Source organism: Cytobacillus oceanisediminis 2691, from assembly GCF_007678455.1.
Classification (GTDB): Bacteria; Bacillota; Bacilli; order Bacillales; family Cytobacillaceae; genus Mesobacillus; species Mesobacillus oceanisediminis_A.
Map to the genome: position 1 here is coordinate 288,256 of NZ_VEEP01000005.1, position 23,645 is coordinate 311,900.

At 43.6% G+C, this 23,645-nt stretch carries 22 protein-coding genes and 1 other annotated feature (1 of these 23 running past the window's edge); of the genes, 19 read left to right on the top strand and 3 right to left on the bottom strand.

Annotated features, from left to right (window positions below):
• Positions 1–25 (top strand) — a binding site (T-box leader); it begins 221 nt to the left of the window's first position.
• Between the two features lie 54 nt (positions 26–79).
• The 3 genes from FS736_RS12425 to FS736_RS12435 all read left to right on the top strand — a co-directional run bounded on the left by FS736_RS12425 (position 80) and on the right by FS736_RS12435 (position 5,897).
• Positions 80–2,722, top strand: coding sequence for a valine--tRNA ligase (locus FS736_RS12425; RefSeq protein WP_144477683.1), 2,643 nt, complete (start codon positions 80–82; stop codon positions 2,720–2,722).
• 63 nt (positions 2,723–2,785) lie between these two features.
• Positions 2,786–4,096 (top strand): bifunctional folylpolyglutamate synthase/dihydrofolate synthase, encoded by a 1,311-nt coding sequence (locus tag FS736_RS12430; RefSeq protein ID WP_144477685.1) that lies wholly within the window; start codon positions 2,786–2,788, stop codon positions 4,094–4,096.
• Between the two features lie 82 nt (positions 4,097–4,178).
• Complete coding sequence (locus FS736_RS12435; RefSeq protein ID WP_144477687.1) at positions 4,179–5,897, top strand: sensor domain-containing diguanylate cyclase; 1,719 nt, start codon at positions 4,179–4,181, stop codon at positions 5,895–5,897.
• Between the two features lie 29 nt (positions 5,898–5,926).
• Here the strand turns inward: FS736_RS12435 and FS736_RS12440 are convergent, their stop codons facing one another.
• From FS736_RS12440 to FS736_RS12450, 3 genes are read right to left on the bottom strand one after another with little or no spacing between them, the layout of a single operon-like run.
• Positions 5,927–6,901 (bottom strand): hypothetical protein, encoded by a 975-nt coding sequence (locus FS736_RS12440; protein WP_144477689.1) that lies wholly within the window; start codon positions 6,899–6,901, stop codon positions 5,927–5,929.
• Between the two features lie 12 nt (positions 6,902–6,913).
• Positions 6,914–7,342, bottom strand: a complete 429-nt coding sequence (locus FS736_RS12445; RefSeq protein ID WP_144477691.1) for a PilW family protein — start codon at positions 7,340–7,342, stop codon at positions 6,914–6,916.
• A gap of 4 nt (positions 7,343–7,346) precedes the next feature.
• Positions 7,347–7,763 (bottom strand): PulJ/GspJ family protein, encoded by a 417-nt coding sequence (locus FS736_RS12450; protein ID WP_186326767.1) that lies wholly within the window; start codon positions 7,761–7,763, stop codon positions 7,347–7,349.
• 329 nt (positions 7,764–8,092) lie between these two features.
• On the opposite strand from FS736_RS12450, the gene FS736_RS12455 reads away from it, so the two are divergent.
• From FS736_RS12455 to minC, 16 genes are all read left to right on the top strand, one after another.
• Positions 8,093–9,445, top strand: a complete 1,353-nt coding sequence (locus tag FS736_RS12455; protein WP_144477695.1) for a VanW family protein — start codon at positions 8,093–8,095, stop codon at positions 9,443–9,445.
• 25 nt (positions 9,446–9,470) lie between these two features.
• Entirely contained in the window at positions 9,471–11,132 is a 1,662-nt protein-coding gene (locus FS736_RS12460) for a GspE/PulE family protein (RefSeq protein WP_144477697.1), read from the top strand.
• A gap of 13 nt (positions 11,133–11,145) precedes the next feature.
• Positions 11,146–12,186: a type IV pilus twitching motility protein PilT gene (locus FS736_RS12465; protein WP_144477699.1), complete on the top strand. Its 1,041-nt coding sequence runs from the start codon at positions 11,146–11,148 to the stop codon at positions 12,184–12,186.
• 2 nt (positions 12,187–12,188) lie between these two features.
• The gene (locus FS736_RS12470; protein ID WP_144477701.1) at positions 12,189–13,394 is read left to right on the top strand and encodes a type II secretion system F family protein; all 1,206 of its coding nucleotides are present in this window, start codon (positions 12,189–12,191) and stop codon (positions 13,392–13,394) included.
• A gap of 126 nt (positions 13,395–13,520) precedes the next feature.
• Positions 13,521–13,985, top strand: a complete 465-nt coding sequence (locus tag FS736_RS12475) for a type II secretion system protein (RefSeq protein ID WP_144477703.1) — start codon at positions 13,521–13,523, stop codon at positions 13,983–13,985.
• Between the two features lie 4 nt (positions 13,986–13,989).
• Positions 13,990–14,742, top strand: coding sequence for a prepilin peptidase (locus tag FS736_RS12480; protein WP_144477810.1), 753 nt, complete (start codon positions 13,990–13,992; stop codon positions 14,740–14,742).
• Between the two features lie 16 nt (positions 14,743–14,758).
• Complete coding sequence (gene pilM, locus FS736_RS12485; protein WP_144477705.1) at positions 14,759–15,754, top strand: type IV pilus biogenesis protein PilM; 996 nt, start codon at positions 14,759–14,761, stop codon at positions 15,752–15,754.
• Positions 15,751–16,392 carry a PilN domain-containing protein gene (locus FS736_RS12490; RefSeq protein WP_144477707.1) on the top strand — a complete coding sequence of 214 codons (642 nt, stop codon included), beginning with the start codon at positions 15,751–15,753 and terminating at the stop codon, positions 16,390–16,392. Before pilM ends, FS736_RS12490 begins: the two co-directional genes overlap by 4 nt.
• Positions 16,389–17,210, top strand: coding sequence for a hypothetical protein (locus FS736_RS12495; protein ID WP_144477709.1), 822 nt, complete (start codon positions 16,389–16,391; stop codon positions 17,208–17,210). The genes FS736_RS12490 and FS736_RS12495 overlap by 4 nt, the downstream gene beginning before the upstream one ends.
• 117 nt (positions 17,211–17,327) lie before the next feature.
• Complete coding sequence (locus tag FS736_RS12500) at positions 17,328–18,449, top strand: SPOR domain-containing protein (protein WP_186326769.1); 1,122 nt, start codon at positions 17,328–17,330, stop codon at positions 18,447–18,449.
• 191 nt (positions 18,450–18,640) lie between these two features.
• On the top strand, positions 18,641–19,213 hold the full coding sequence (locus FS736_RS12505) for a Maf family protein (protein ID WP_144477713.1): 573 nt from the start codon (positions 18,641–18,643) through the stop codon (positions 19,211–19,213).
• An 82-nt stretch (positions 19,214–19,295) separates the two neighbouring features.
• The gene (gene radC, locus FS736_RS12510) at positions 19,296–19,967 is read left to right on the top strand and encodes a RadC family protein (RefSeq protein WP_186326775.1); all 672 of its coding nucleotides are present in this window, start codon (positions 19,296–19,298) and stop codon (positions 19,965–19,967) included.
• Between the two features lie 161 nt (positions 19,968–20,128).
• Positions 20,129–21,151, top strand: coding sequence for a rod shape-determining protein (locus FS736_RS12515; RefSeq protein WP_144477717.1), 1,023 nt, complete (start codon positions 20,129–20,131; stop codon positions 21,149–21,151).
• Between the two features lie 76 nt (positions 21,152–21,227).
• The gene (gene mreC, locus FS736_RS12520) at positions 21,228–22,118 is read left to right on the top strand and encodes a rod shape-determining protein MreC (protein WP_144477719.1); all 891 of its coding nucleotides are present in this window, start codon (positions 21,228–21,230) and stop codon (positions 22,116–22,118) included.
• Positions 22,115–22,633, top strand: coding sequence for a rod shape-determining protein MreD (mreD, locus tag FS736_RS12525; RefSeq protein WP_144477721.1), 519 nt, complete (start codon positions 22,115–22,117; stop codon positions 22,631–22,633). The genes mreC and mreD overlap by 4 nt, the downstream gene beginning before the upstream one ends.
• Positions 22,634–22,963: 330 nt before the next feature.
• Positions 22,964–23,644 carry a septum site-determining protein MinC gene (minC, locus tag FS736_RS12530; RefSeq protein ID WP_144477723.1) on the top strand — a complete coding sequence of 227 codons (681 nt, stop codon included), beginning with the start codon at positions 22,964–22,966 and terminating at the stop codon, positions 23,642–23,644.
• Position 23,645: the final 1 nt, after the last annotated feature.

A 23,645-nucleotide genomic window follows, 5' to 3' on the forward strand; every position in this document is an offset into this window, starting at 1 on the left:
CGAACATACTCCATTCGTCCTTTTATGGCGAATGGAGTTTTTTATTTTTCCAAAGAAAAGCATTTGAATGGAGGAAAAAATGATGGAAGAGAATTTGTCGATGCCGACCAAATATGATCCTTCTTCGATTGAGCAGGGACGCTATGAATGGTGGGTCAAGGGGAAGTTTTTTGAAGCAAAAGATGATGAAACAAAGAAACCTTATACAATCGTGATTCCGCCGCCAAACGTAACCGGGAAGCTGCACCTTGGCCATGCGTGGGACACAGCTCTCCAGGATATCCTTACGCGAATGAAGCGTATGCAGGGCTATGATGTTCTTTGGCTTCCAGGAATGGACCATGCCGGGATTGCCACCCAGGCAAAGGTTGACGAGAAGCTGCGCAGCCAGGGCATCAACCGCTACGAGCTTGGCCGCGAAAAGTTTTTAGAAGAAGCATGGAAATGGAAAGAGGAATATGCTCAGCATATCCGCAAGCAATGGTCAAAGCTTGGACTTGGACTTGATTACAGCCGCGAGCGCTTCACATTGGACGAAGGACTATCAAAGGCTGTTAAAGAAGTATTCGTTTCTTTATACCGCAAAGGATTGATTTATCGCGGCGAATACATCATCAACTGGGACCCGGCTGCTAAAACAGCTTTATCGGATATTGAGGTTATCCACAAAGACGTCCAGGGTGCTTTCTATCATATGAGATACCCTCTGGCTGATGGCAGCGGCCATATTGAAATCGCTACGACAAGACCGGAAACAATGCTTGGTGATACGGCAGTTGCTGTCCATCCGGAAGATGACCGTTACAAGCATCTGATCGGCAAGACGGTAATCCTGCCAATCGTGGGACGCGAGATTCCGATCGTCGGTGATGATTATGTTGATATGGAATTCGGTTCTGGTGCTGTAAAAATCACGCCTGCACATGACCCTAATGACTTTGAAATCGGCAACCGCCACAATCTTGAAAGAGTCCTTGTCATGAACGAAGATGGCTCAATGAACGCAAAAGCGGGCAAGTATCAGGGCATGGACCGCTTCGAGTGCCGCAAGCAAATCGTCAAGGACCTTCAGGATGCTGGCGTTTTGTTCAAAATTGAAGAACATATGCATTCAGTAGGACATTCTGAGCGCAGCGGGGCTGTAGTCGAGCCATATCTATCGACTCAATGGTTCGTTAAAATGCAGCCGCTTGCTGATGAAGCTATCGCACTTCAAGGCAAGGAAGACAAAGTAAACTTCGTTCCTGAGCGCTTTGAAAACACCTATATGCGCTGGATGGAAAATATCCGCGACTGGTGTATTTCCCGTCAGCTCTGGTGGGGCCACCGCATTCCAGCCTGGTACCATAAAGAAACAGGCGAAGTATACGTTGACCACGAGCCGCCAGCAGACCCTGAAAATTGGGAACAGGACAACGATGTTCTTGATACATGGTTCAGCTCTGCGCTATGGCCTTTCTCAACTATGGGCTGGCCGAACGAGGAAGCAGCTGACTATAAGCGCTATTATCCGACAGCTGCATTAGTAACAGGCTATGATATTATCTTCTTCTGGGTTTCAAGGATGATTTTCCAGGGACTAGAGTTCACGGAACAGAGGCCATTCGAGGATGTATTGATTCACGGACTCGTTCGTGCCGAAGATGGCCGGAAGATGAGTAAGTCACTTGGAAACGGTGTGGATCCAATGGATGTCATCGACCAGTATGGTGCCGACTCACTCCGCTACTTCCTGACAACAGGAAGCTCTCCAGGTCAGGACCTTCGTTACAGCACTGAAAAGGTTGAGGCAACATGGAACTTCGCGAATAAAATCTGGAATGCATCTCGTTTTGCGTTGATGAACATGAACGGCCTGAAATATGAGGAAATCGATTTGAGCGGTGAAAAATCTGTTGCCGACAAATGGATTTTGACAAGGCTGAATGAAACAATCGAGACGGTTACAAGACTTTCAGACCGATATGAGTTTGGCGAGGTTGGCCGTGCCCTTTACAACTTCATCTGGGATGATTTTTGTGACTGGTATATTGAAATGGCGAAACTGCCGCTTTACGGCGAAGATGAAGCAGCCAAGAAGACGACAAGATCCATACTTGCATATGTACTTGATAACACGATGCGCCTGCTTCACCCATTCATGCCATTCATTACAGAAGAAATCTGGCAGAACCTGCCTCATGAAGGTGAATCCATCACGGTTGCAAGCTGGCCACAGGTTGATGCAGCTCTTACAGACCAACAGGCTGCAGAAGATATGAAGCTGCTCGTTGAAGTCATCCGTTCTGTAAGGAATATCCGCTCTGAGGTGAACACGCCGCTCAGCAAAAAGGTTGATATGTTCCTGAAGGTGAAGGATGAAAAAACATTAAGCATGCTAGAAAACAACCGTGGTTACATTGTCCGTTTCTGTAATCCAGAGAACCTGGAAATCGGGCTTGAAGTCAACGCTCCTGAAAAAGCGATGACAGCGGTCGCTACAGGACTCGAAATCATCATGCCGCTTGAAGGCCTGATCAATATCGATGAAGAAATCGCCCGTCTTCAGAAGGAAAAAGAAAAGCTGGATAAAGAAGTAGAACGTGTCCAGAAGAAGCTTTCCAACGAAGGCTTCGTTAAAAAGGCTCCTGAGAAAGTCATTGAAGAAGAGCGCGCGAAGGAAAAAGACTACGTTGAAAAGCGTGCGGCAGTGGAAGCTCGCATCAATGAATTGAGAAGCTAATAAATGAAATACTGAAGACGAACCATTTTTGGTTCGTCTTCATCATGAATTGAGGTGTTTTCCATGTTTGAAACATATGAGCAAGCGATAAATTGGATCCATGCAAGACTGCGTCTGGGCATGAAGCCAGGACTATCAAGGATGGAATGGATGCTTGAGAGACTGGAGCATCCTGAAAGAAGGATCAAGACAATCCATGTCGGCGGTACGAACGGAAAAGGCTCTACTGTCACCTTCCTTCGTTCGATTCTGCAGATAGCAGGCTACCGTGTCGGCACCTTTACCTCGCCCTATTTCGAACAATTCAATGAGCGGATCAGCATCAACGGGCAGCCTATCAGTGATGATGAACTGGTTGAATTGACGAATGTGATCAAGCCGCTCGCAGACGAACTGGACCAGACGGAATTGGGCGGACCGACTGAATTTGAAGTAATCACCGCCATGTCGATCTATTATTTTGCAAAAATGTCTCCCGTTGACGTTGTCATTTATGAAGTGGGGCTTGGCGGACGTTTTGATTCGACGAATGTCATCCATCCGCTGTTGTCGATTATCACAAGCATCGGGTTGGACCATACAGCGATACTGGGTGATACATATGAACAAATCGCTTTTGAAAAGGCGGGCATCATCAAGAACGGTGTGAGTGTCATTACGGGAGTGAAACAGCCGGAAGCGCTCGAAGTGATCAAGAAAAAAGCGCAAGAAGGAAAATCACCGCTGTATGTGCTGGAAAAAGATTTTTCAACAAGTTCCAGGGAATCTCTGCAGCAAGGCGAGCGATTTTCCTTCTCAAGCATGTTCGGCCAGTTTAAAAATCTGGAAACTTCCATGATTGGTTCTCATCAGGTCGACAATGCGGCATGTGCTGTCATGGCGGCCCAGGTTCTTGCAAACTACTACTCCTTCATTATTGAGGGAAATGATGTCCGGGAGGGACTCACCAAAGCTTACTGGCCGGGACGTCTCGAAATCCTTAGTGAGGCACCATATGTCTTGATTGATGGTGCGCATAATGAGGAAGGAATAAATGCCCTTGCCAGTGAAATAAAATCTCGCTATGCCGATAAAAAGATTACCATCTTATTCGCGGCTCTCAAAGACAAGAAGTTCGACAAGATGATTGCAACACTGGAAGATGCAGCGGACTCGCTGGTATTCACAACATTCGATTTTCCGCGGGCAGCGTCTGCTGAAGAGCTAATAGAGGTTGGAAACAGCAAGAACCTTAGCATTGCTCCAGATTATCCTGACTTCCTTCATGAGAAAATAAATGAGATAAAAACCGATGAAATCTTAATCGTGACAGGCTCTCTGTATTTTCTTTCAGACGCAAAGCCCAGGATTATCAACCTGCTGAAAAATAAATAAGAAAATTATGACATTCGACAAAAAGTTTGCTAAAATATTTAAAAAGTGAGACTTTTTACCCAGGGAGAAAGGAGGTGGATAGATGAAAATAACCCCTATGTTCAAAAACTCAATATGGTTTGCATGGCTGATGGCCGTTCCAGTCGGAATCTGGGTGATTTATCAAGTCTATCCACCTCCCAATGTGAGCATCTGGGAAGTCATTCCCTTTCTTGTTCTGATGGCCGTGGTGGCTTCCATGCCGATGGTCGTCAACAATACGCCAATCTTCCTGATCCAATGGGTTTCACTCGCGGTATTCCTGAACTATGGAATTTTCATCGAAATGGTGCTAATGCAAATTTCGGTCTTGATCCTTCTAATGAGGCTGCGTGTACAAAAATCAGATATATACAGGTTTCCACTAAACTCGTTAATGTTCTTTATTGTATCATTGGTGAGCGGCCTGCTGTTTTATGCGCTTGGTGGTCGTGAAGGTGTTGATCTGGCAAAGAACCCATACACTTATGTCCTCGGAACTGTTTATGGCATTAGTAATTACGGGGTAAACACCCTATTCCTGTTATTTTTGCAAGCGGTAATCTTTAAACAGAAGGGTCAATATTTCGGGAAAGACTTCATATGGGAAACAGTCACAACATTTATTACATTCCCGATTGGCTTCGTGCTATATGAGCTGTATTTAAGTGAAATGGGACATTATTCGTTATTGTTCGTAGGGATTCCGTTCGCAAGCCTGTCTATCATTCTCAGTCTCTATTACTCCAGCGGCAAGGTGAACCAATTTTTACAGAATGCGGCGGAAATCGGACATCAGCTGGCAGAAAGATTAAAGGCGGATGAAGTGCTTGATCTTTTCGTCAAAAAGCTGATTGAAATGCTGCCGGTAGACTATGCTTACATATTGGATGTAGTGGAAGATAAGGAATTGAAACTGATCCATAAGGTTGAATTCGGGGAAGTACTGGAACCGATTGCGGAACCGCTTGAAAAAGGCAAAGGAATCAGCGGACTCGTCTGGGCAGGGAAAAAACCTATGCTCTTCCATTCCAGAAAAGAATGGAGCCACATAAATTCCGGCTACGTCCCAGCGGGAGCTGAAAGCATACTTGGCGTTCCCATTGTCCGGAACAACCAGGTTGTCGGTGTACTCGTCCTCGCCGCAAACAAAAAAAGAGCATTTGAAAAATCACAATTGATGATTGTCGACATCCTCTGCTCCCACTTCGCGATTGCCGTGGAAAATGCAAGGCATCACGAAAAAACGAAGGAAAACAGCGAGCGATGCGCGCTCACTGGATTGTATAATTACCGTTACTTCGAAAATAGGCTTACAACCGAATTCGAAAAATTGCAATTAGGCCAAAGGGAACTCTTATCCCTCATTCTCCTAGACATCGACCATTTCAAATCCGTAAATGATACATACGGTCATCAAAGCGGAAACGAAATCTTAATACAACTAGGGGAACGACTCAGGAAAAAAATCGGCAAAATCGGAACCCTTGCACGTTACGGCGGGGAAGAGTTCGTCATCCTGCTGCCCGACATGATGAAAGGTGATGCACTTAAACTCGCAGAACAAATCAGGCTGCTGATTGCCGATGAGGCTTTTATCCTCCTGCAATCAATGGATGAAGAAGGAAAGCAGCTGCATGTCAATATCACCGCCTCAATCGGCGTGGCAACAGCACCACAGGACGCCGATGATTCACTGGCATTGATCAGGCATGCAGACAGGGCCTTATATGTTGGAGCCAAGCGGTCCGGACGGAATCGGGTTGCGGAATATGTGAAATGAAGAAGGCTGATCCCCGTGGGATCAGCCTTTTAGTATTTTACATCTATACCTTCGTCAGGGTTGATGTACCATTGATCGTCATTTGGTCTTGGGCAGGATTTGTTTTGGCCTGAAGGGAAATCTGTGTATTCAATGAGTTTATTATTTTCGTCAATTTTATAGATGTTGCCGTAAATGCAAAATAAATAAGCATTACCATTAAATTCAGGTGGGACAGCGAAAATTGCATCTCCGAATACTAAAATGTCTGCTGTACCAGAGAAGAGAACTTTTTCTTTAAAGTAGGCATTACCATTCACTTTGATAGCACGGTTACCTTGTATTTCAATTTTCTTTTCAAAGTAAGTGGATTGGTCAAAGGTCAGATGCTTATCCTGTCCTTTTAAGTTGATTTCCGTTGAATTCACGATTTTATAATCGGTTGGCAATGGTTTAGTTTCCCCAACCAGACTTTCGCCGTTCTTTTCAATAGTAATCATACTTTCCAAAACTTTAGTTTCTGTCTTAGTTTTGCCATAACTTTTAAAGTTAACTGCGATAGTATCATCCGCCTTAATGTCTGAAATAGTAATATCCTTGACCTCGTATACATTATCTCCTTCAACGGTTCTTAAAAGAGAATTGTTGAGTGCATCAATTCTGAGTTTCAGATCTTTCAGGAAGTATTCATCATATTCGACAGTACATCGAATTGTGTTTTTCTTACACGTTTTTACTTTGCCCAGAGGGTGAGGTTTTTTGTTCCCGTTGTTGTTCTTAATTGCTGTATCAGCCTGGGATTCCGCGTAGATGTTTGCCCGGCTAACAGCATTTGCAAGCCATGCTTCATAGTGGGCAACACCCATTTCTGCAATGTCGGTGGCCTTATTGGTCTCGTCTGTCTTATTAAATTGTTTGCGGGCAGACAGTGCCATTCCACTCAATGAAAGAGCCAGGGTAAAGGTGATGGTGATAATCACCAGGACAAGGACAAGTGCATACCCTTTTTGATTTTCCACTTTCAAAACGAGACCTCCCTAATATCTTTTTACGGTCGTTTCAACTTCATATGTCTGCCCTTTTTTATCGGTTAAGTTTAGATGAACTGTAAGTGGTTGATGAGCGTCTACTTTTATATTATCTATGGAAGCTGGTGCAGGATAGCCTGCCTTTAATTCAAGATCATAATTGGTTTCGCCAAGCAGGGTATCTGCAGAATCTTTGCCAATGTAGGCTCTCTTGTCTGAATCATCATAATTTATCCAATAGGAATCATTTTTCTGGTGATACTCCTTAATAGTTGCCAGGATCAGATTGGCTGTCTGACCCATGCTATTTTTATCGGAGATTTGATCGTAATTATTATTAAAACTGAAAAACACTCCGTATATTACTCCTGATATGATGAAAAGCACAGTAATTGCAGCGAGAAGTTCTACCAATGACAATCCCTTTTGGTTATTCATGTACTCACCTTCTTATATACGTATATGTTTCAGAGGAACTTTCAGGATCATCGTTGTCAAAGATTGTTACTTTGGTTTTAATCAAATTTTCTTCACCAGGCTTAAAAATTGCCGATATAGTATATGCACTATTGATAGCTTGGCCGGAAAGTGCTTCCAAGCTTTCTTTATTTAAGACACAATCAAAATCAACACAATCAGTTACCGTTTGCAACCTACTCTTAGATATATATACTTCGATTAAATTTACAATTTGCTGGGCAGTCTGAGATGTTGATAGTTTCTCTTCATTTTTTTTGACGAATAATGCTGATTGGCTGAAGAAGCCAGCAAAAGAAGTAAGAACTATTGTAAGAATTACGATTGACAATAAGACCTCTAGCAACGTCAAACCACGCTGGTCATCCAACTTTTTTACCAAGACTTTCTTCCTCCATCTTCTAAATCTAGTAATTTTATTATACAATATTACTATGTGAAAATTGTCTAATTTTGAGAATCCAAGCAGAATATTCATATGAAATTTGTTGTAATCAGCGATTTATAGAAAAAAAGAAAATAATAGCATGTTTTTTTATAGGTATTTTGGTTCATAGTCATTCCAGGGATGATTAAGCTTCCGAGATAGCTACCTGGTTTGAAGGCAATAAACCCTTTAGGTATGAGATCTCCTGCTTCAATCAAAAATCGGAAATACATAAGATTACACTCTTTAAATCTATTAAATTAATCTGCGGGGAGAAAAAATACATGAGAAAGCAGCAAATCATTAAATTTTCGCTAATCCTCTCTGTTTTTTCTGTGTTTATATTTAGTTTCGCCTATTATGGAATACCCGCATTCGGATTCCGCGCATCCAGTAACCAGGCATTCTCTGAAAAAACATACATAGGCACCGTGGACGTATCTAATAAAACACATGAGCAGGCAAAGGCAGCGGTTGAAGCGAAAGTGAACGAGTGGGCAGCAGCGACCAGAATCAGTCTGGTATTTAAAAGTGATACCTTTGCTGTTGATCCATCACAATTCATTTACTTAGTTGATGAATCGGTTGCTGACGCTAAAAGCGGAACTCAAAATGAGCTTTATGTAGAAATGAACGAAGGTATTCTAAGCAGGTTGACCCTGCCTGAAACTATAGTCAGGCATATAGAAAAAGAAATGCTTATGAATGAATTGCGTGCAGCCGGTCAACGGTTTTTACCATCATTGGAGATCAGCCTGGAAAACTTTCTTCCGGAAGAGGAGCCAGTAACGATATCAAAAACTTCCATTGATCTTCCTGATGAGAGCAATGAAATTAAAGAACTCGTGGAAGTGATTCAAAAAATAGAAATAGCTTCCGAATCTCCAGTCTCTTTAGTTAAAACTGCGTATGAAAAAGGGCTGATCGAAAAGTCTTCTTTTGCTTACAGTCAAATTGCATCTGTGATCTATAAAGCGGTATTGCCAACAAATTTTACAATTACAGAGAGACATATCAGTTCTGTATTGGCAGATAATATTGAGCTTGGTTTCGAGTCAAAGGTTGATTTTGCGAAAAGCCTTGATTTGAAATTTTATAACCCCAACAAAACACCCTACAGGATAGAGCTTACTATTGTTAATGAAGAATTGCAGGTAATGATTAAAGGAGCTCCTCTACTATATGAATATAAGGTTACAGCATCTGGGAAGCAGGAGTTCAAACCAAGAACAATAAAACAGTACTCCCCACTTTTACAGCCGGGTCAAAAGTCGGTAGAGAAAAAAGGTAAAGCAGGATACCTGATTACAGTCAACCGTGAAAAGTACGGGCAAAAAGGAGAGCTCCTTGAGTCCCAATTCCTTTCAGAAGATTTTTACCGGCCTGAACACAGAGTGGAAATACTGCCGGTGGCCCCTGCAGTTCAGCCTGCTAGCCCAGACAATAACAGCATTGGCACTGTAGCAGGACCGGCTGAAAACAAAACAACTACAACTGTTCTGCCCGGTGTTCCAGCAGGAGCGGACAGCACCGCACCAACTCAAGATCACAGCAATGACTCTCCAGGACAGGATACAAGCGCCGAAGTGGAAGACGATAGCAGTCTCTGGGGAAAGCCGAATGAGGAGCCAAAATAATCAGTAGGACCGGGAGCGAAAGAAGATGAGACAAACACGTAAGCGGCTTGGTGATTTATTAGTCGAAACAGGGATGCTTACAGCTGAACAGCTGCAGGCAGCCCTTGCTGAAAAAGCTGATGGCCAGAAGCTTGGTGATGCATTGCTCCAACAGGGCCTTATCACCGAACAGCAGCTGATTGAAGTACTGGAATTCCAGCTAGGCATCCCGCATATCAGCTTATATCGCTATCCGTTTGATACCAAATTGTTTACCCTCGTGCCAAAAGAATTGGCGACAAGGAAATTGGTCATTCCGCTGAAAAAAGAAGGCGATAAATTATTTGTCGCGATGGCAGATCCAATGGACTTTTTTACAGTAGACGATCTCCGGCTTTCGACAGGCTTTCAAGTCGAAACTGCTATTGCAACAAAGGACGATATCCTCAGGGCAATCAATAAGTACTACGATAGCAATGAAGGGTTTGAAGAGTTCATGGAGCTCAATGCTCCGGTTGAAATGATAAAGGAAGAAGTGCTGACTGAAGCAGATTCGCCGATCATCCGGCTGGTCAACCAGCTGCTTTCTGGTGCTTCCACTCTAAAAGCGAGTGATATTCATATAGATCCTCAGGAAACAAGAATAGTCGTCCGTTATCGAGTTGATGGAATACTCAGAGTTCAAAGAGTATTGCCTAAGCATATGCAAAATGTGCTGATTGCCAGGATTAAAATCATGGCGAACCTGGACATTACAGAGAATCGCATTCCGCAGGACGGGCGCATCAAGGTGAATATTGACTTCCATCCTGTTGATTTGAGGGTTTCGACAATGCCGACTGTATTTGGTGAAAAGGTTGTCATGCGGATCCTTGATATGGGAAGCACATTGAATGATATAGAAAAGCTTGGATTCAACAAGCAGAACGTTGATCGGTTCTTGAAGATGATTACTAAGCCAAATGGAATCGTATTAATTACGGGTCCAACAGGATCAGGAAAATCATCGACATTATATGCAGCTCTTAACAAGCTAAACAGCGAGGAAGTCAATATCATCACGATTGAAGACCCGGTAGAATACCAGCTTGAAGGCATAAACCAGATCCAGGTGAACCAGAATGTTGGAATGACATTTGCAGCAGGGTTAAGATCCATTCTCCGGCAGGATCCTGACATCATCATGGTTGGGGAAATACGGGACAAGGAAACCGTTGAGGTATCTGTTAGAGCATCCCTGACAGGGCATCTTGTTTTAAGTACGCTCCATACGAATGATGCACTAAGTTCAGTGACACGAATGCTTGATATGGGTGTAGAGCCTTTCCTGGTTGCATCATCTTTAAGTGGAGTAGTCGCCCAGAGACTTGTCAGAAAGGTCTGTCGGGATTGCGCCAAAGCACAAGAGCCAACAAAGCGGGAAATCGATATTTTCGCAAAAAGAGGAATTCAAATCGATACCGTCTGGAAAGGCAGTGGCTGCTCTTCCTGTAATATGACAGGATATCGCGGCCGGATTGCCATCCATGAGGTATTGGACATTAATGAAGAACTTCGTAAAGCTATCATGAATGAGGAGCCTGTCACCGTTCTTCGTGAAATTGCCGTTAAAAACGAGACCATCTTTCTTATTGACGATGGCTTGCTGAAGGTAAAGCAAGGTCTTACGACTACTGAGGAAGTATTAAGGGTGGCAATTACAGAGTAAGCGGGGATCGAAAATGAAAGAAAAAATCGAACATTTGCTGAGTACCGGATTTGAACGTAAGGCCTCTGACATCCACATTACAGTCGGTGTGCCACCCATATTGAGAATCAACGGTGAATTACAAAGATTTGGCACAGAGGCGATTTTGCCTGAAGATACAGAGGGAATGGCAAAAGCAATCATTCCTGCAAAACTATGGGACGACTTCAAGTCCAAGGGGGAACTGGATTTCTCCTACGGCATACCTGGCATATCGAGATTCAGGGTCAATGCTTATCACCAGAGGGGATGTGTCTCCCTCGCAGCACGTGTTGTCCCAACCACAATTCCTACTCTTGAGGAACTGGAACTCCCCTCGGTCTTGAAGAAGATTGCCGAGAAGCCACAGGGACTTGTACTCGTTACCGGGCCAACAGGAAGCGGGAAGTCAACAACACTGGCAGCAATGATACAGTACATAAATAAAAATATGTCGAAGCACATAGTCACACTAGAGGACCCAATTGAGTATTTGCATAAGCATGGGAACAGCATCATAGACCAGCGTGAAGTGGGCTTCGATACTAACAACTTTGCCAACGGATTGCGTGCCGCGCTCAGACAGGATCCTGACGTAATCCTGGTAGGGGAAATGCGTGACCTTGATACAATCCAGACGGCTATTACTGCTGCTGAAACAGGCCATCTCGTGCTGGGTACATTGCATACATCAAGTGCGCCGGCAACCATCAACCGGATTATCGATGTGTTTCCATCCGCCCAGCAAGCGCAAATCCGGATCCAGCTGGCTTCAGTCCTGGTTGCTGTTGTTTCACAGCGATTGTTTCCGACGGTTGATAAAAGAAGCCGCCGCGGAGCAACTGAAATCCTGATCAATAATGCGGCAGTGGCCAATTTGATCCGGAATGAAAAAATCCACCAAATCATCAGCATTATGCAAACATCAAAAGCATTTGGCATGCACACGCTTGAGATGAGCATTAAGGAACTGGTCATGCAGGGGATTATCTCGAGGGAATCAGCTGAACCATACTTACTGGAGAAGTTGGTGTAAGAATGGCGAGATTTAAATATTCCGGACGTGACCGGACAAAAAAACGCTCAGGGACCATTACTGCTGGCTCCAAAAGAGAAGCGCTCGAGAAGTTGCGGGCAGAAGGAATCCGCACTACAGATATCATCGAGGTTCCCGAGACACTGCTGACTAAGGAAATTTCATTTGGTAATCCTGTCAAACTCCAGCATCTAGTCATTTTTTTGCGCCAGTTCGCCACTTTGCTTAAAGCAGGAGTATCGGTTGTCGAATCGACGAAGATTCTTGCCCACCAGACAGACAGCAAAGCATTAAGGAAAGCACTGTTAGATATTGAAGCAGAGTTAAGAGAAGGAAACCAGTTATCCCAGGCTTCTAGCAGACATAGCAAAATTTTCTCTCCTATGTATATAAATATGATCAAAGCTGGTGAGGCCGGCGGCAATATGGATGAGACACTTGAACGTCTTGCCGATCATTATGAAAAACAGCATAGCACCAGGCAGAAGATTGTAGCCGCATTGACATATCCTGCAGTGATCGGCCTGATCGCTGTTGGCGTCGTAATCTTCCTGCTTGTTTCAGTAGTCCCAACATTTGTAGGGATGTTTGAAGATTTTGGTGGGGAACTTCCAGCTATCACAATGTTCGTACTTAAGGCAAGTGAGTTCATGCAAAGTTTTTGGTGGTTGCTCCTTCTGTTTTTTATTGGGTGTACTGTTTCACTAGTTTTAGCGAAGAAAAATAAGAAAAGTAAATATTACCTTGATTACGCCATGTTAAGAATGCCGATTTTTGGGAAGCTGATGCAAAAAGCAGTGCTTGCAAGGATGACCCGTACACTAAGTTCATTGTTCACAAGCTCAGTACCGATCCTGCAAGCGTTGTCCATTGTAGAAAATGTCGTCGAGAATGAAGTGATTGCCCGTGTCGTACGCGATTCCCGTGACGCTATGGAAGTCGGAGAATCCATGACTGGACCAATGCGCAGGCACTGGGCTTTTCCGCCACTCGTCACCCAGATGATTGCAATCGGAGAAGAAACCGGTTCACTTGACGGCATGCTCGGAAAAGTCGCAGATTTCTATGAAAAGGAAGTAGAGACAAGCACCGACCAGCTAAAGTCACTAATCGAGCCGATCATGATTGTCTTACTCGCTGGACTCGTCGGAACGATTGTCACCTCCATCATGGTCCCAATGTTCGACATATTCAATCATGTGAACTAGGAATTGGCAAATAAAGACAAAAAACAACCTAATTTATATATTAATTTAAAAGTCAATCAATTATAATACTGGTAGATACATAGTTCTTTTGTACCGGGAAAATAAAACTAAAAAGGAGAGGTTCGAATGTTAAAAGCGATTAAGAAAAAAATGAAAGATCAAAGAGGTTTGACACTTGTCGAACTTTTGGCGGTTATTGTTATTTTGGGGATTATTGCTGCGATTGCTGTGCCGAGTGTAGGTAGTATTATAGAAAATTCTAAAAAAGATGCTCACATCGCTAATGCTAAACAAATGGCAAATGCTGCTAGGTTGGCAGTAACTAATGGCACTATTACTGTCCCAAGTAGTGGATCAGTGAATATTGATTTAGGAGACTTGAAAACCGGTGGCTACATTGAGAATATTAAAAACCCTAGTAATAAAAGTGTAAATTACAATGACGATGCGAGTCTTGTAACCATTACCAAGGTTACTGGAGGATATAAATATAGAGTAACTTTAAAAAGTGGTTCTGATGCTAGTTTAATAAACCACATTACTGATGATGTAGACGCAAGCGAACTTGAAAGAACAAACGTTTCTTTATAATAATATGTATATTTTCTTATTTAGTTACGGCCTCCTTCTAGGCTCCTTCTACAACGTTGTAGGACTGCGAGTGCCGGAAGGCAAATCCATCGTAGCACCGCGCTCTTCCTGTCCGAAATGCGGGCACCAGTTGATGGCACTTGAGTTAATTCCTGTTCTATCATATCTATTCCAAAGGGGGAAGTGCCGCCAGTGCAAGGTCGGCATTTCTCCCGTTTATCCTTTCTTCGAGCTTTTGACGGGCTTGCTTTTTGCCGGAGCATTTCTGTTAAAGGGCTGGAACTATGAGCTTTTGATCGCTCTTACGCTCATCTCTTTGTTTATTATTATTACGGTCTCTGATCTGGCTTATATGATCATCCCTGATAGGGTGCTGCTGGTGTTCGCAGGGATTTTTGCTCTCGAGCGAATCTATCAGCCTCTTATGCCTTGGTGGGCTTCTCTTATCGGTGCAGCTGCTGGATTCATTCTCCTCCTATTAATCGCTTTCGCAAGTAAGGGTGGCATGGGCGGCGGTGATATCAAGCTTTTTGCGTTGATTGGTTTCGCTGTTGGTTTTAAATCGATGCTGCTCTCCTTCTTTTTTTCCACCTTCTTTGGGGCTTTTTTCGGAATCATCGGCCTGCTATTTGGTCTGGTAAAGAAGAAGCAGCCCATTCCATTCGGGCCATTCATCGGCATTGGCACGCTGACTGCATATTTTTTCGGAGAGAAAATAATAGATTGGTATCTGAATCTATTGCTTACAGTTTTTTAATAAGGAGTTTTTTGAAATGGCATTTCCTTTTTTTTCTGGCAGAAGCAAAGTTGTCAATATTGTCATCAATGACCATGCTATTCGTTATGTTGAATTAAAACAGAAGAATCCAGCCATTCCGCTTCATTATGGACAGCGCTTTTTGCCTCCGGGTGTCATTTCGGACGGAAAGATTCAAGATTTTGATACATTGGAGAATATCCTTGACGAATGCATTGAAGATTGGAAGATTGCTAAAAGGGAAGTTCGGTTCATAGTACCCGATTCCCTGGTGATGATCAGAAAGGTTTCTATTCCCTCTGATGTGAAAGAGGATGAAATCCATGGTTACTTATATTTGGAGTTAGGGACTTCAATCCACCTGCCTTTTGAGGATCCGGTGTTCGATATTGTAACCCTTGGCTCTGAGGGCAAACAACAAGAAGTTCTAGTTTTTGCTTCTCCTGAAAAATATGTGACTGAATACGCAGATTTGTTCAAAGCTGCCAGACTTAAACCGATTGCTGCCGATATCTCCCCGCTGGCGATATACAGGCTATATCACCAATCTGATTTATTCCGCAAACATGATGTCCTGCTGTCGGTCCGGTTTGACCTTGATGTTATCAGCATGTGTGTATTTGAGGAACATATCCCTGTTTTTATGCGTCATATCCCTGGTGACTTGAAAGATAACTGGAAGGTCAAGTTGAGTAAAGGTGAAGTTTCTGAACAGACAATGGTGTATGAAGGAGAAATTTCCGAGCTATCCTTTCAGCTTGAGGATATTTACCGCGATATCATAAAGTTGATGGATTTTTACCGTTATTCACTTACCCAGGGTAAAAAAGAAGTAACAAAAATCCTGGTAACTGGGGACCATCCAATGCTTGAACGTGTAATTGCAGACATGAAGGAACAATTTGAAGTCCATGTGGATACCTTGAGTATCAATTTACCTGGAAGTGAGCAGGGTATCTTCCCTGATTCTTTTCATCTGGCGCTGGGCCTTGGATTAAAAGAGGTGCAATGATGCTTGTAGAGATTAATCTTTTACCTAAAAAAGAACATAAGAAATCCTCCGTACTCTTTATGGCACTGGCAGGAATTCTTTTAGTATCGGTAAGTGCCTCGGTTATTTTTTTTCAGGGAAGCAGCTACGAGGACAGGATGGCTTCTCTTGATCAACAGATTGTGAATGTTCAAAAGCTGAATGAAGTCCAACAGGCAAAATTAGCTGATGGAGATACAGGCAGTTCTGCTGCGATGCTTCAGCAAGCGGTGGAGTGGGCAGAACAATACCCAGTTGAAACGGTTCCGCTTCTGCAGAGGGTCATCGGACTTTTGCCGGAGCGAGGATTTATCCAGGAACTTGAATACGGTAATGCAAACTCTGTAGTGATTAAGATTCAGTTTGATGCCTCAAGAGATGCGGCATTTTATTTGAGTTCATTAAAAGACTCGGAGTGGGTTGAGAAAGTGATACTTTTGAATATTGTGGCAGAAACTGATGACCAAGTAACAAGTACCGCAGGAGCAACACTTTCTTCTTCTCAAGCGAGAGAAGAGGAAACCCTTCCGCGCTATAGTGCGGAATACGAAATCTTTTTCAAGCCTGAACAATTCAAAGGGCACAAGGGAATTGCTTCTAAAGAAGGAAGTGGCACATGAACCTCCAACTTGAAAAGAAACATATCATGACAATGCTTGCTATAGGATTGTTGGCAATATTGATCTATTTAGGTGGTTTTGTTCTTTACATATCTCCTTTGAAAGGCAGCATCGCATTAAAAGAAAGCCAGCTTAAAACAGAGCAAAAGCTGAGCAAGACATTGGAGAGCCGTATATCCACAGCTAGTGGGAGTGATTTTAATAGTACTGTTGAACTTCAGAAAAAGCTCCCCGTCGACCCGATGACCGAACAGCTCGTGTTAGACCTTGAGAAGGCGGAGGTCATATCTGATAGTTATATCACTTCGATGGAATTCAATCATGACGGAGAAATCGCCAGTCACGAACAGGCTAGTAACAGCGGGAAGCAAAGTTCAGAGGAGGAAACTGCCAATGGCCAAAACCAGGGGGTGGAAACCATTTCTGCAAACAATGCGCCGCAGGTAAATCTTCCTAAAGGGGTTTCTAAATCCTCTGTGACGGTTACAGTTGAGTCCCACGGCTATTTTTCCCTCGAAAAATTCCTGGCCACTATGGAGGACTTACAGCGAATTGTTATGATTGAAGCCATGTCATTCAGCGGTCCTGAGGAAATTACTTCTCTTTCGGATAAAAATAGTAAAATTACGATGACCGTTACAATAAACACGTTCTATCTGTCAGGTGTTGATGACTTAAAGGCTGAAAGCACTAAGATCGAAACCCCAGCCCCGGCCAACAAGCGCAATCCGTTCCCGACTTTCGGAGATTATTCAGAAGATAATCTTATAGAGTCAGAAAAGTCTATTGATGAAACTAGTGAAATGGATGGCAACTAATCTAGTAAAAAAATTGACGAAAGCATTCTATAACAAGACGACAAAAGTCTTGTTATTTTTTTTTGTCTGTGTGATAGGATGAAGCAAAACAGGAACGGGCAGGGGGAGGTACAAGCTTTGGACAAGCATGGCAAAACGATTACAATCAAGATTAATGGCAAGAACCGTCCGGTTCAGGAAGACAGGCAGGATCACCAAAACGGCATCGAAAAAAAGAAGCAGAAAGAAGATAAGGTTGAAAATAGTAAAATTGAAAAAGAAAATAGCGGCAAGTTCCCGATTAATGATCTTCGTGATGATCGGGGCAAGGTATATCCACTGGATAATGAAGCAGCGTTAAATGAAACTGCGGCTGCCCAGGAAAAGACTGAGGAAGACTTTGACTGGATTTTACCTGATCCCGTCGAACAGGAGATTGTCAAAGAATATAAAATCGCGCCAAAGCAGCAGAAGAAGAAAAAGAAAAGTCTGGGGATATCGGTTTGGAACACAAAAACAAAACGTAGCAACCGGTTTTACACGACAATTTTTGTGACGGTCTTTTTGGCGGTGTTGCTGGGAACGGCGTTTGGGATTACTTTCCTTAAGTTTGTCGCATCTGAACAAGACACGACTGCACTACCGACTGTGAGTGCCCCGAAAGAAGGCTCTCCAGCGAAAAATCCGGCGAGCGGCGGGGAAGAGCTAAAACTAAAACCAATTCCAGTGTTCATCGTCCAGAACGGAATTTTCACGACCGAGGATGGTGCGAAGGAACGAGTGAAGCTGCTTGCAGATAAAGGAGTCACGGCTGAGCAGTTTTCTGTAAATGGCCAATTCGCTGTCTATTTAGGAACAGCCGGCAGCATCGAGGCGGCGAAACAACAGGCTGAGGCCCTCAAAGCCAAAGGTGTGGAGGTTTTTGCGAAGCCATTCGAAATTCCGGGAGGAACAGCCGCCGGTTTGAACGCAAATGAGGCAAAGTTCCTCCAACAAGCTCCGGAACTGTATTCAATCATGGTGAGCGGATCACAAGCTTCACCAGAGGAAGTGAAAAAGGCAGAAGATTTTAACGCACTCCTCGGAAAAATTGCGGACAAAAATATAAAGGATCAAAATATCTTAAAAGCGAAGGCCAGTATGGAGAAGGCAAGTGCTTCTTTCGCCAGCTACCAGAAGTCGAAGGACGCCAACCAGCTTGAGGAAATGGAGAAAAGCCTACTCTCATTCCTATCTGCCTATCAGGCCATTGGAAAATAAGCCATAGTAGTAACGAAGCCCCAAAAGAATATTTTCCGGGAAATTGTACAAATTAACAGAGCCTTCGCCATTTTGCGGCAGGCTCTGATTTTTTTTGCCAATTACTTGGCTAATTATTGTCGCAAATGGTGAACTCTGATAGTATTAGCTTGTGTCTCCCTTTGACGCAATAAGAAAAGAAAGGTGATTTTATGCAACGCCTCATTTTAGCCTCTTCTTCTCCACGGCGAAAAGAACTTCTTGAAAACCTCCGCTTGGAATTCGAAATCTCGAGCAGTGATGCAGATGAAAGTTTCAGTGAGACCCTAAGCCCATCTGAAGCAGTGATGGAGCTTGCTTCAAGGAAGTCAGGGACAGTAGCTCAACATTTTCCGGATTGTTTTGTGATTGGCTCAGACACTGTTGTGGTCCATGATGGAATGATTCTTGGAAAACCTGAAAGCGGACAAGAAGCTTCAAAGATGCTCAAAACGCTGTCTGGGAATACTCATTCAGTCTACACCGGAGTATCAATCATCTCCCCTGAGAAGGAAACGCGTTTTTATGAAAAAACAGATGTGACATTCTGGGATCTGTCAGATGAAGAAATCGACACCTATATAAAGAGCGGTGAACCATTCGATAAGGCGGGCGGCTATGGAATCCAGGGATTCGGCAGCATGCTTGTCAGGGAAATCAGTGGAGATTACTACACAGTTGTTGGACTGCCTGTATCAAGATTGATCAGGGAGTTAAGAAAAATCGGTTACAACCTTCCTTATTAAAAGAAAACCACAGAAACTTCTTCTACACTTCCCTCGTCATAATCATGACCGGGAGGAAAATGTATTGTCTACACATTCATTAATGATCAGAGATTATCCGCAAAATGAGCGGCCGAGGGAGCGCTTTGTCCAGAATGGCCCCCAGAGCCTTTCCAACCATGAATTACTTGCCCTGTTATTAGGCACGGGATCGCGGGATGAATCGGTCCTCCAGCTTGCGAACCGGATGCTTTCCCAGTTTGAGGGGCTGCGCCTGTTAAAGGACGCGACCCTCGAAGAACTGACCCAGATTAAAGGGATCGGCCAGGCAAAAGCGATCCATGTTCTCGCTGCCGTTGAAATCGGCAGGCGTATCGCCAATCATACCCTTGATGAACGCTATGTCATCCGCTCCCCGGAGGACGGTGCAAAATACCTCATGAATGATATGCGCTTTTTGACCCAAGAGCATTTCGTCTGCCTGTATTTGAATACGAAAAATCAGGTGATACACAGACAGACAATATTCATCGGCAGTCTTAACGCTTCGATTGTCCATCCGAGAGAAGTGTTCAAGGAGGCAGTCCGCAGGTCGGCGGCTTCAGTCATTTGCGTCCACAATCATCCATCCGGCGACCCGACCCCGAGCAGGGAGGATATCGAAGTCACCAAGCGGCTTAGTGAGTCGGGGAAAATAGTCGGAATTGAATTGCTAGACCATTTGATAATTGGGGAAAATAAATATGTTAGTTTGAAGGAAAAAGGGTATGTATGATACTAGGATTTTGATTGACGTTACGATATAATATAATTTATGATTTTTGCGGACGAGCTTAAAAACTCGTCGGAAAATCCGCCTATGAACATTCAACTAATTTTGTTATAGATTGCCTGTTCTTTTATTGCATTTTTTTGTTAAGAAAGGGAGATACAAATATGTTTGGGATTGGAACAAGAGACCTGGGAATCGATCTCGGTACTGCGAATACGCTTGTTTTTGTTAAAGGAAAAGGGATTGTTTTAAGAGAGCCATCCGTTGTGGCCCTGCAGACAGATACAAAAAACATCGTCGCAGTGGGAAATGACGCTAAGAACATGATCGGACGTACGCCTGGTAACGTCGTAGCATTAAGGCCGATGAAGGACGGCGTCATCGCGGATTATGAAACAACAGCGACAATGATGAAGTATTATATCAAGCAGGCTACGAAAAACAAAGGTTGGTTTGCCGGCAAGCCTTATGTAATGGTCTGTGTTCCATCAGGAATCACTGCGGTTGAAGAGCGCGCGGTAATCGACGCAACTCGACAGGCTGGCGCAAGGGATGCGTTCACGATTGAGGAACCGTTTGCAGCGGCCATCGGTGCCAACCTTCCAGTTTGGGAACCGACAGGAAGCATGGTGGTTGATATCGGGGGTGGAACAACAGAAGTCGCGATTATTTCCCTCGGCGGAATTGTTACATCCCAGTCTGTCCGCATTGCCGGTGATGAGATGGACGACGCAATCATCAACTATATCCGTAAAACGTATAACCTTATGATTGGTGAGAGAACGGCAGAAACGATTAAGATGGAAGTAGGTTCAGCAGGTGACGCCGAAGGAATCGAAAACATGGAAATCCGCGGCCGTGATTTGTTGACCGGTTTGCCGAAAACAATTGAAATCACTGCAGAAGAAATTGCTAAAGCACTTCACGATACAGTATACGCGATTGTCGATGCTGTTAAGCTGACACTTGAAAAAACACCGCCGGAACTTGCTTCCGATATCATGGACCGCGGAATTGTCCTGACAGGCGGAGGCGCATTGCTCCGTAACCTGGATAAAGTCATCAGTGAAGAAACAAAAATGCCAGTATTGATTGCTGAGGATCCTCTGGATTGTGTCGCTGCCGGAACAGGCAAGGCGTTGGATCATATCGATCTATTCAAGAGCAAAGCAAAAGAATCAAGATAATTTGAAGAAGGGAAGCGGAAATCATCCACTTCCCTCATCTTCTGTCATCCATATTTTTAGATTAGAGGTGTGAATCATGCCACAGTTCTTTTTTAATAAACGCCTGATAATGCTTCTTGTGAGCATTATAGTCCTCGTGGCATTGATTGGTTTTTCTTTGAGGGAAAGAGAAGAATTAACATGGCCGGAGCAATTTGTCAAAGACTCGACCAGCTGGGTGCAATCCATTGTATCCAGACCAGTTAATTATGTTGCAGGCTTTATTGAAAACCTTCAAGACTTGCAAAATACATATCAGGAAAACAAAGAGTTGAAGAAACGCGTTGATGATATGGCCCGCCTTGAAGCCAAAGTATACTCCCTTGAAAAAGAAAACGAGGAGCTTCAGGAAATTTTAGATAAAAAAGAATCGCTTGCAGACTATGAACCAATCCAGGCCGTCAGGATTGCCAGAAGCCCTGAACGCTGGAATGAATTAATCATCATCAATAAAGGTGCGTCCAACGGTGTGGAAAAAAACATGGCTGTCATCACGTCTAAGGGGCTGATTGGCAAAGTAAAGAGCACAACGCCGTTTTCAGCCACAGTCCAATTGGTCAGCTCGATCGATCCTACCAACAGGATATCCGCCATCCTTCAGGCAGATAAGCCGCTTTACGGCACAATTGAAGGATATGACAAGAAAAAAGAACTGCTTTTACTGAAAGGCCTTCCGTACAATGCCAAAATCGAAAAAGGGCAAAACGTCGTTACGACAGGAATGGGTGGTATCTTTCCAAAAGACTTGCCGATTGGCAAGGTCGTCGATGTCGTCCCTGATCAATTTGGCTTGAATCAAACAGCCTATATAAAACCGGAAGCAAATCTCTATGATTTGGAACATGTCATGGTTGTCAAGAAATCCATGGTCTCTGTAGACCTTGAAGAAAGCTTGGAAGATAGCGAAGGTGAGGAGGAAGGCAATTGATCCGTTTCCTGCTCCCCGCGCTTTTCGTTTTCTTATTCATTCTGGAAAGTTTGTTTGTTGAACTGCTGCCAGCTGAATTATTTAATAGTGACCGTATCCTCGTGCCGCATTTCCTGATGGCTGGGATTTTGTTTCTTACCGCATATCTGAGTCCGAAACATGGAATTCTGTACGGAATCATTTTTGGACTGCTTTTTGATCTAGTATACACAGAAATTATCGGGATTTATCTTTTCATGTTTCCGGTCATTGCCTATTTGTTCACATACATGATCAGGATTCTTCAAACCAATGTGCTGGTTGTTTCCATCCTGTCTCTTCTGGGGATTGCGTTATTGGAACTCGGGGTCTATGAGATGATGCTGTTAATAAAAATTACTGACCTGGACTTTTCGACCTATGTTAAAATAAGACTAGTCCCTACCTTGATTTTGAATCTGGCCTTTATCATTTTGGCTGCCTATCCGTTCAAAAAGCAATTCGAGAACGCCGCAGACAGACTCAGGCATGATTAAGGGATCCATACGGAGATTTCAAAGGGACTTTACCATGGAATAGAAGCATTATGAAGAAAAAAGCAATCATGGATATGGAAATAAAGGAATTTGGCAGGCGATTGTCGAATTCCTTTTAGGTACTATATGAAATTTATTTTTTTAGCAGACAATTGTCTTGCGCTTTAAGTTTTACTTTTACACTTAGATTAGTGTCTAGCTCCAGCGCCTAGCCCTTCGAGACGTTTCAATCCAATCATTGAAGTCAAAGAACGACTTCAGTGGTAGGCCTTCTAACACTCATCGAGGTACCAAGGTGCTTGCGCTTTTCGTTTGAGGTGAACATCCAGTATGAAGAAAACACAAAATGTGACAATTAAAGGGACAAAAGACGGTCTTACGCTCCATTTGGATGATACTTGTTCTTATGACGACTTGAAAAAAGAGTTGGAGAGGAAGTTATCGAATTCCACTCGTGTCCAGGAGGAGCAGCAGCTGCTTTCTGTTAAGGTGAAGGTAGGGAACAGATACCTTACGAAGACCCAGGAAGAAGAGCTGAAAGACTTGATCCGGCAAAAGAGGAATTTGATCGTTGATGACCTTGAGACGAATGTCATTTCCAGGGATGAAGCCGAAAAACTTCGCCAGGAAACGGAAATCGTTCCGGTTGCCAAGGTAATCCGCTCAGGCCAGGTCCTTGAAATAACGGGTGACTTGCTGCTCATTGGTGATGTTAATCCCGGGGGAACAGTCAAGGCTACCGGAAATATATTTGTCATGGGTGCGTTAAAAGGGATTGCACATGCAGGTTCGGCCGGCAATGATGAAGCAGTGATTGCTGCTTCTGTCATGAAGCCTTCGCAGCTTAGGATCAGTGACTGCATAAATCGCGCTCCGGACGAGGTGCCTGAGGACGAAAATCGTGCAATGGAATGTGCGTACATATCAGATACAAAGCAAATCGTTGTTGATAGATTGCAAGTTTTAATGAAAAAAAGACCTAATTTAACTAGATTCGAAGGAGGCCTTTAAA

What these genes read in the sequence shown, in the direction of transcription:
- FS736_RS12425 (WP_144477683.1), top strand. Translation starts at nt 80, where the DNA reads ATGATGGAAGAGAATTTGTCGATGCCGACCAAATATGATCCTTCTTCG.
- FS736_RS12430 (WP_144477685.1), top strand. Translation starts at nt 2,786, where the DNA reads ATGTTTGAAACATATGAGCAAGCGATAAATTGGATCCATGCAAGACTG.
- FS736_RS12435 (WP_144477687.1), top strand. Translation starts at nt 4,179, where the DNA reads ATGAAAATAACCCCTATGTTCAAAAACTCAATATGGTTTGCATGGCTG.
- FS736_RS12445 (WP_144477691.1), bottom strand. Translation starts at nt 7,342, where the DNA reads ATGAATAACCAAAAGGGATTGTCATTGGTAGAACTTCTCGCTGCAATT.
- FS736_RS12455 (WP_144477695.1), top strand. Translation starts at nt 8,093, where the DNA reads ATGAGAAAGCAGCAAATCATTAAATTTTCGCTAATCCTCTCTGTTTTT.
- FS736_RS12460 (WP_144477697.1), top strand. Translation starts at nt 9,471, where the DNA reads ATGAGACAAACACGTAAGCGGCTTGGTGATTTATTAGTCGAAACAGGG.
- FS736_RS12465 (WP_144477699.1), top strand. Translation starts at nt 11,146, where the DNA reads ATGAAAGAAAAAATCGAACATTTGCTGAGTACCGGATTTGAACGTAAG.
- FS736_RS12470 (WP_144477701.1), top strand. Translation starts at nt 12,189, where the DNA reads ATGGCGAGATTTAAATATTCCGGACGTGACCGGACAAAAAAACGCTCA.
- FS736_RS12475 (WP_144477703.1), top strand. Translation starts at nt 13,521, where the DNA reads ATGTTAAAAGCGATTAAGAAAAAAATGAAAGATCAAAGAGGTTTGACA.
- FS736_RS12480 (WP_144477810.1), top strand. Translation starts at nt 13,990, where the DNA reads ATGTATATTTTCTTATTTAGTTACGGCCTCCTTCTAGGCTCCTTCTAC.
- pilM (WP_144477705.1), top strand. Translation starts at nt 14,759, where the DNA reads ATGGCATTTCCTTTTTTTTCTGGCAGAAGCAAAGTTGTCAATATTGTC.
- FS736_RS12490 (WP_144477707.1), top strand. Translation starts at nt 15,751, where the DNA reads ATGATGCTTGTAGAGATTAATCTTTTACCTAAAAAAGAACATAAGAAA.
- FS736_RS12495 (WP_144477709.1), top strand. Translation starts at nt 16,389, where the DNA reads ATGAACCTCCAACTTGAAAAGAAACATATCATGACAATGCTTGCTATA.
- FS736_RS12505 (WP_144477713.1), top strand. Translation starts at nt 18,641, where the DNA reads ATGCAACGCCTCATTTTAGCCTCTTCTTCTCCACGGCGAAAAGAACTT.
- radC (WP_186326775.1), top strand. Translation starts at nt 19,296, where the DNA reads ATGATCAGAGATTATCCGCAAAATGAGCGGCCGAGGGAGCGCTTTGTC.
- FS736_RS12515 (WP_144477717.1), top strand. Translation starts at nt 20,129, where the DNA reads ATGTTTGGGATTGGAACAAGAGACCTGGGAATCGATCTCGGTACTGCG.
- mreC (WP_144477719.1), top strand. Translation starts at nt 21,228, where the DNA reads ATGCCACAGTTCTTTTTTAATAAACGCCTGATAATGCTTCTTGTGAGC.
- minC (WP_144477723.1), top strand. Translation starts at nt 22,964, where the DNA reads ATGAAGAAAACACAAAATGTGACAATTAAAGGGACAAAAGACGGTCTT.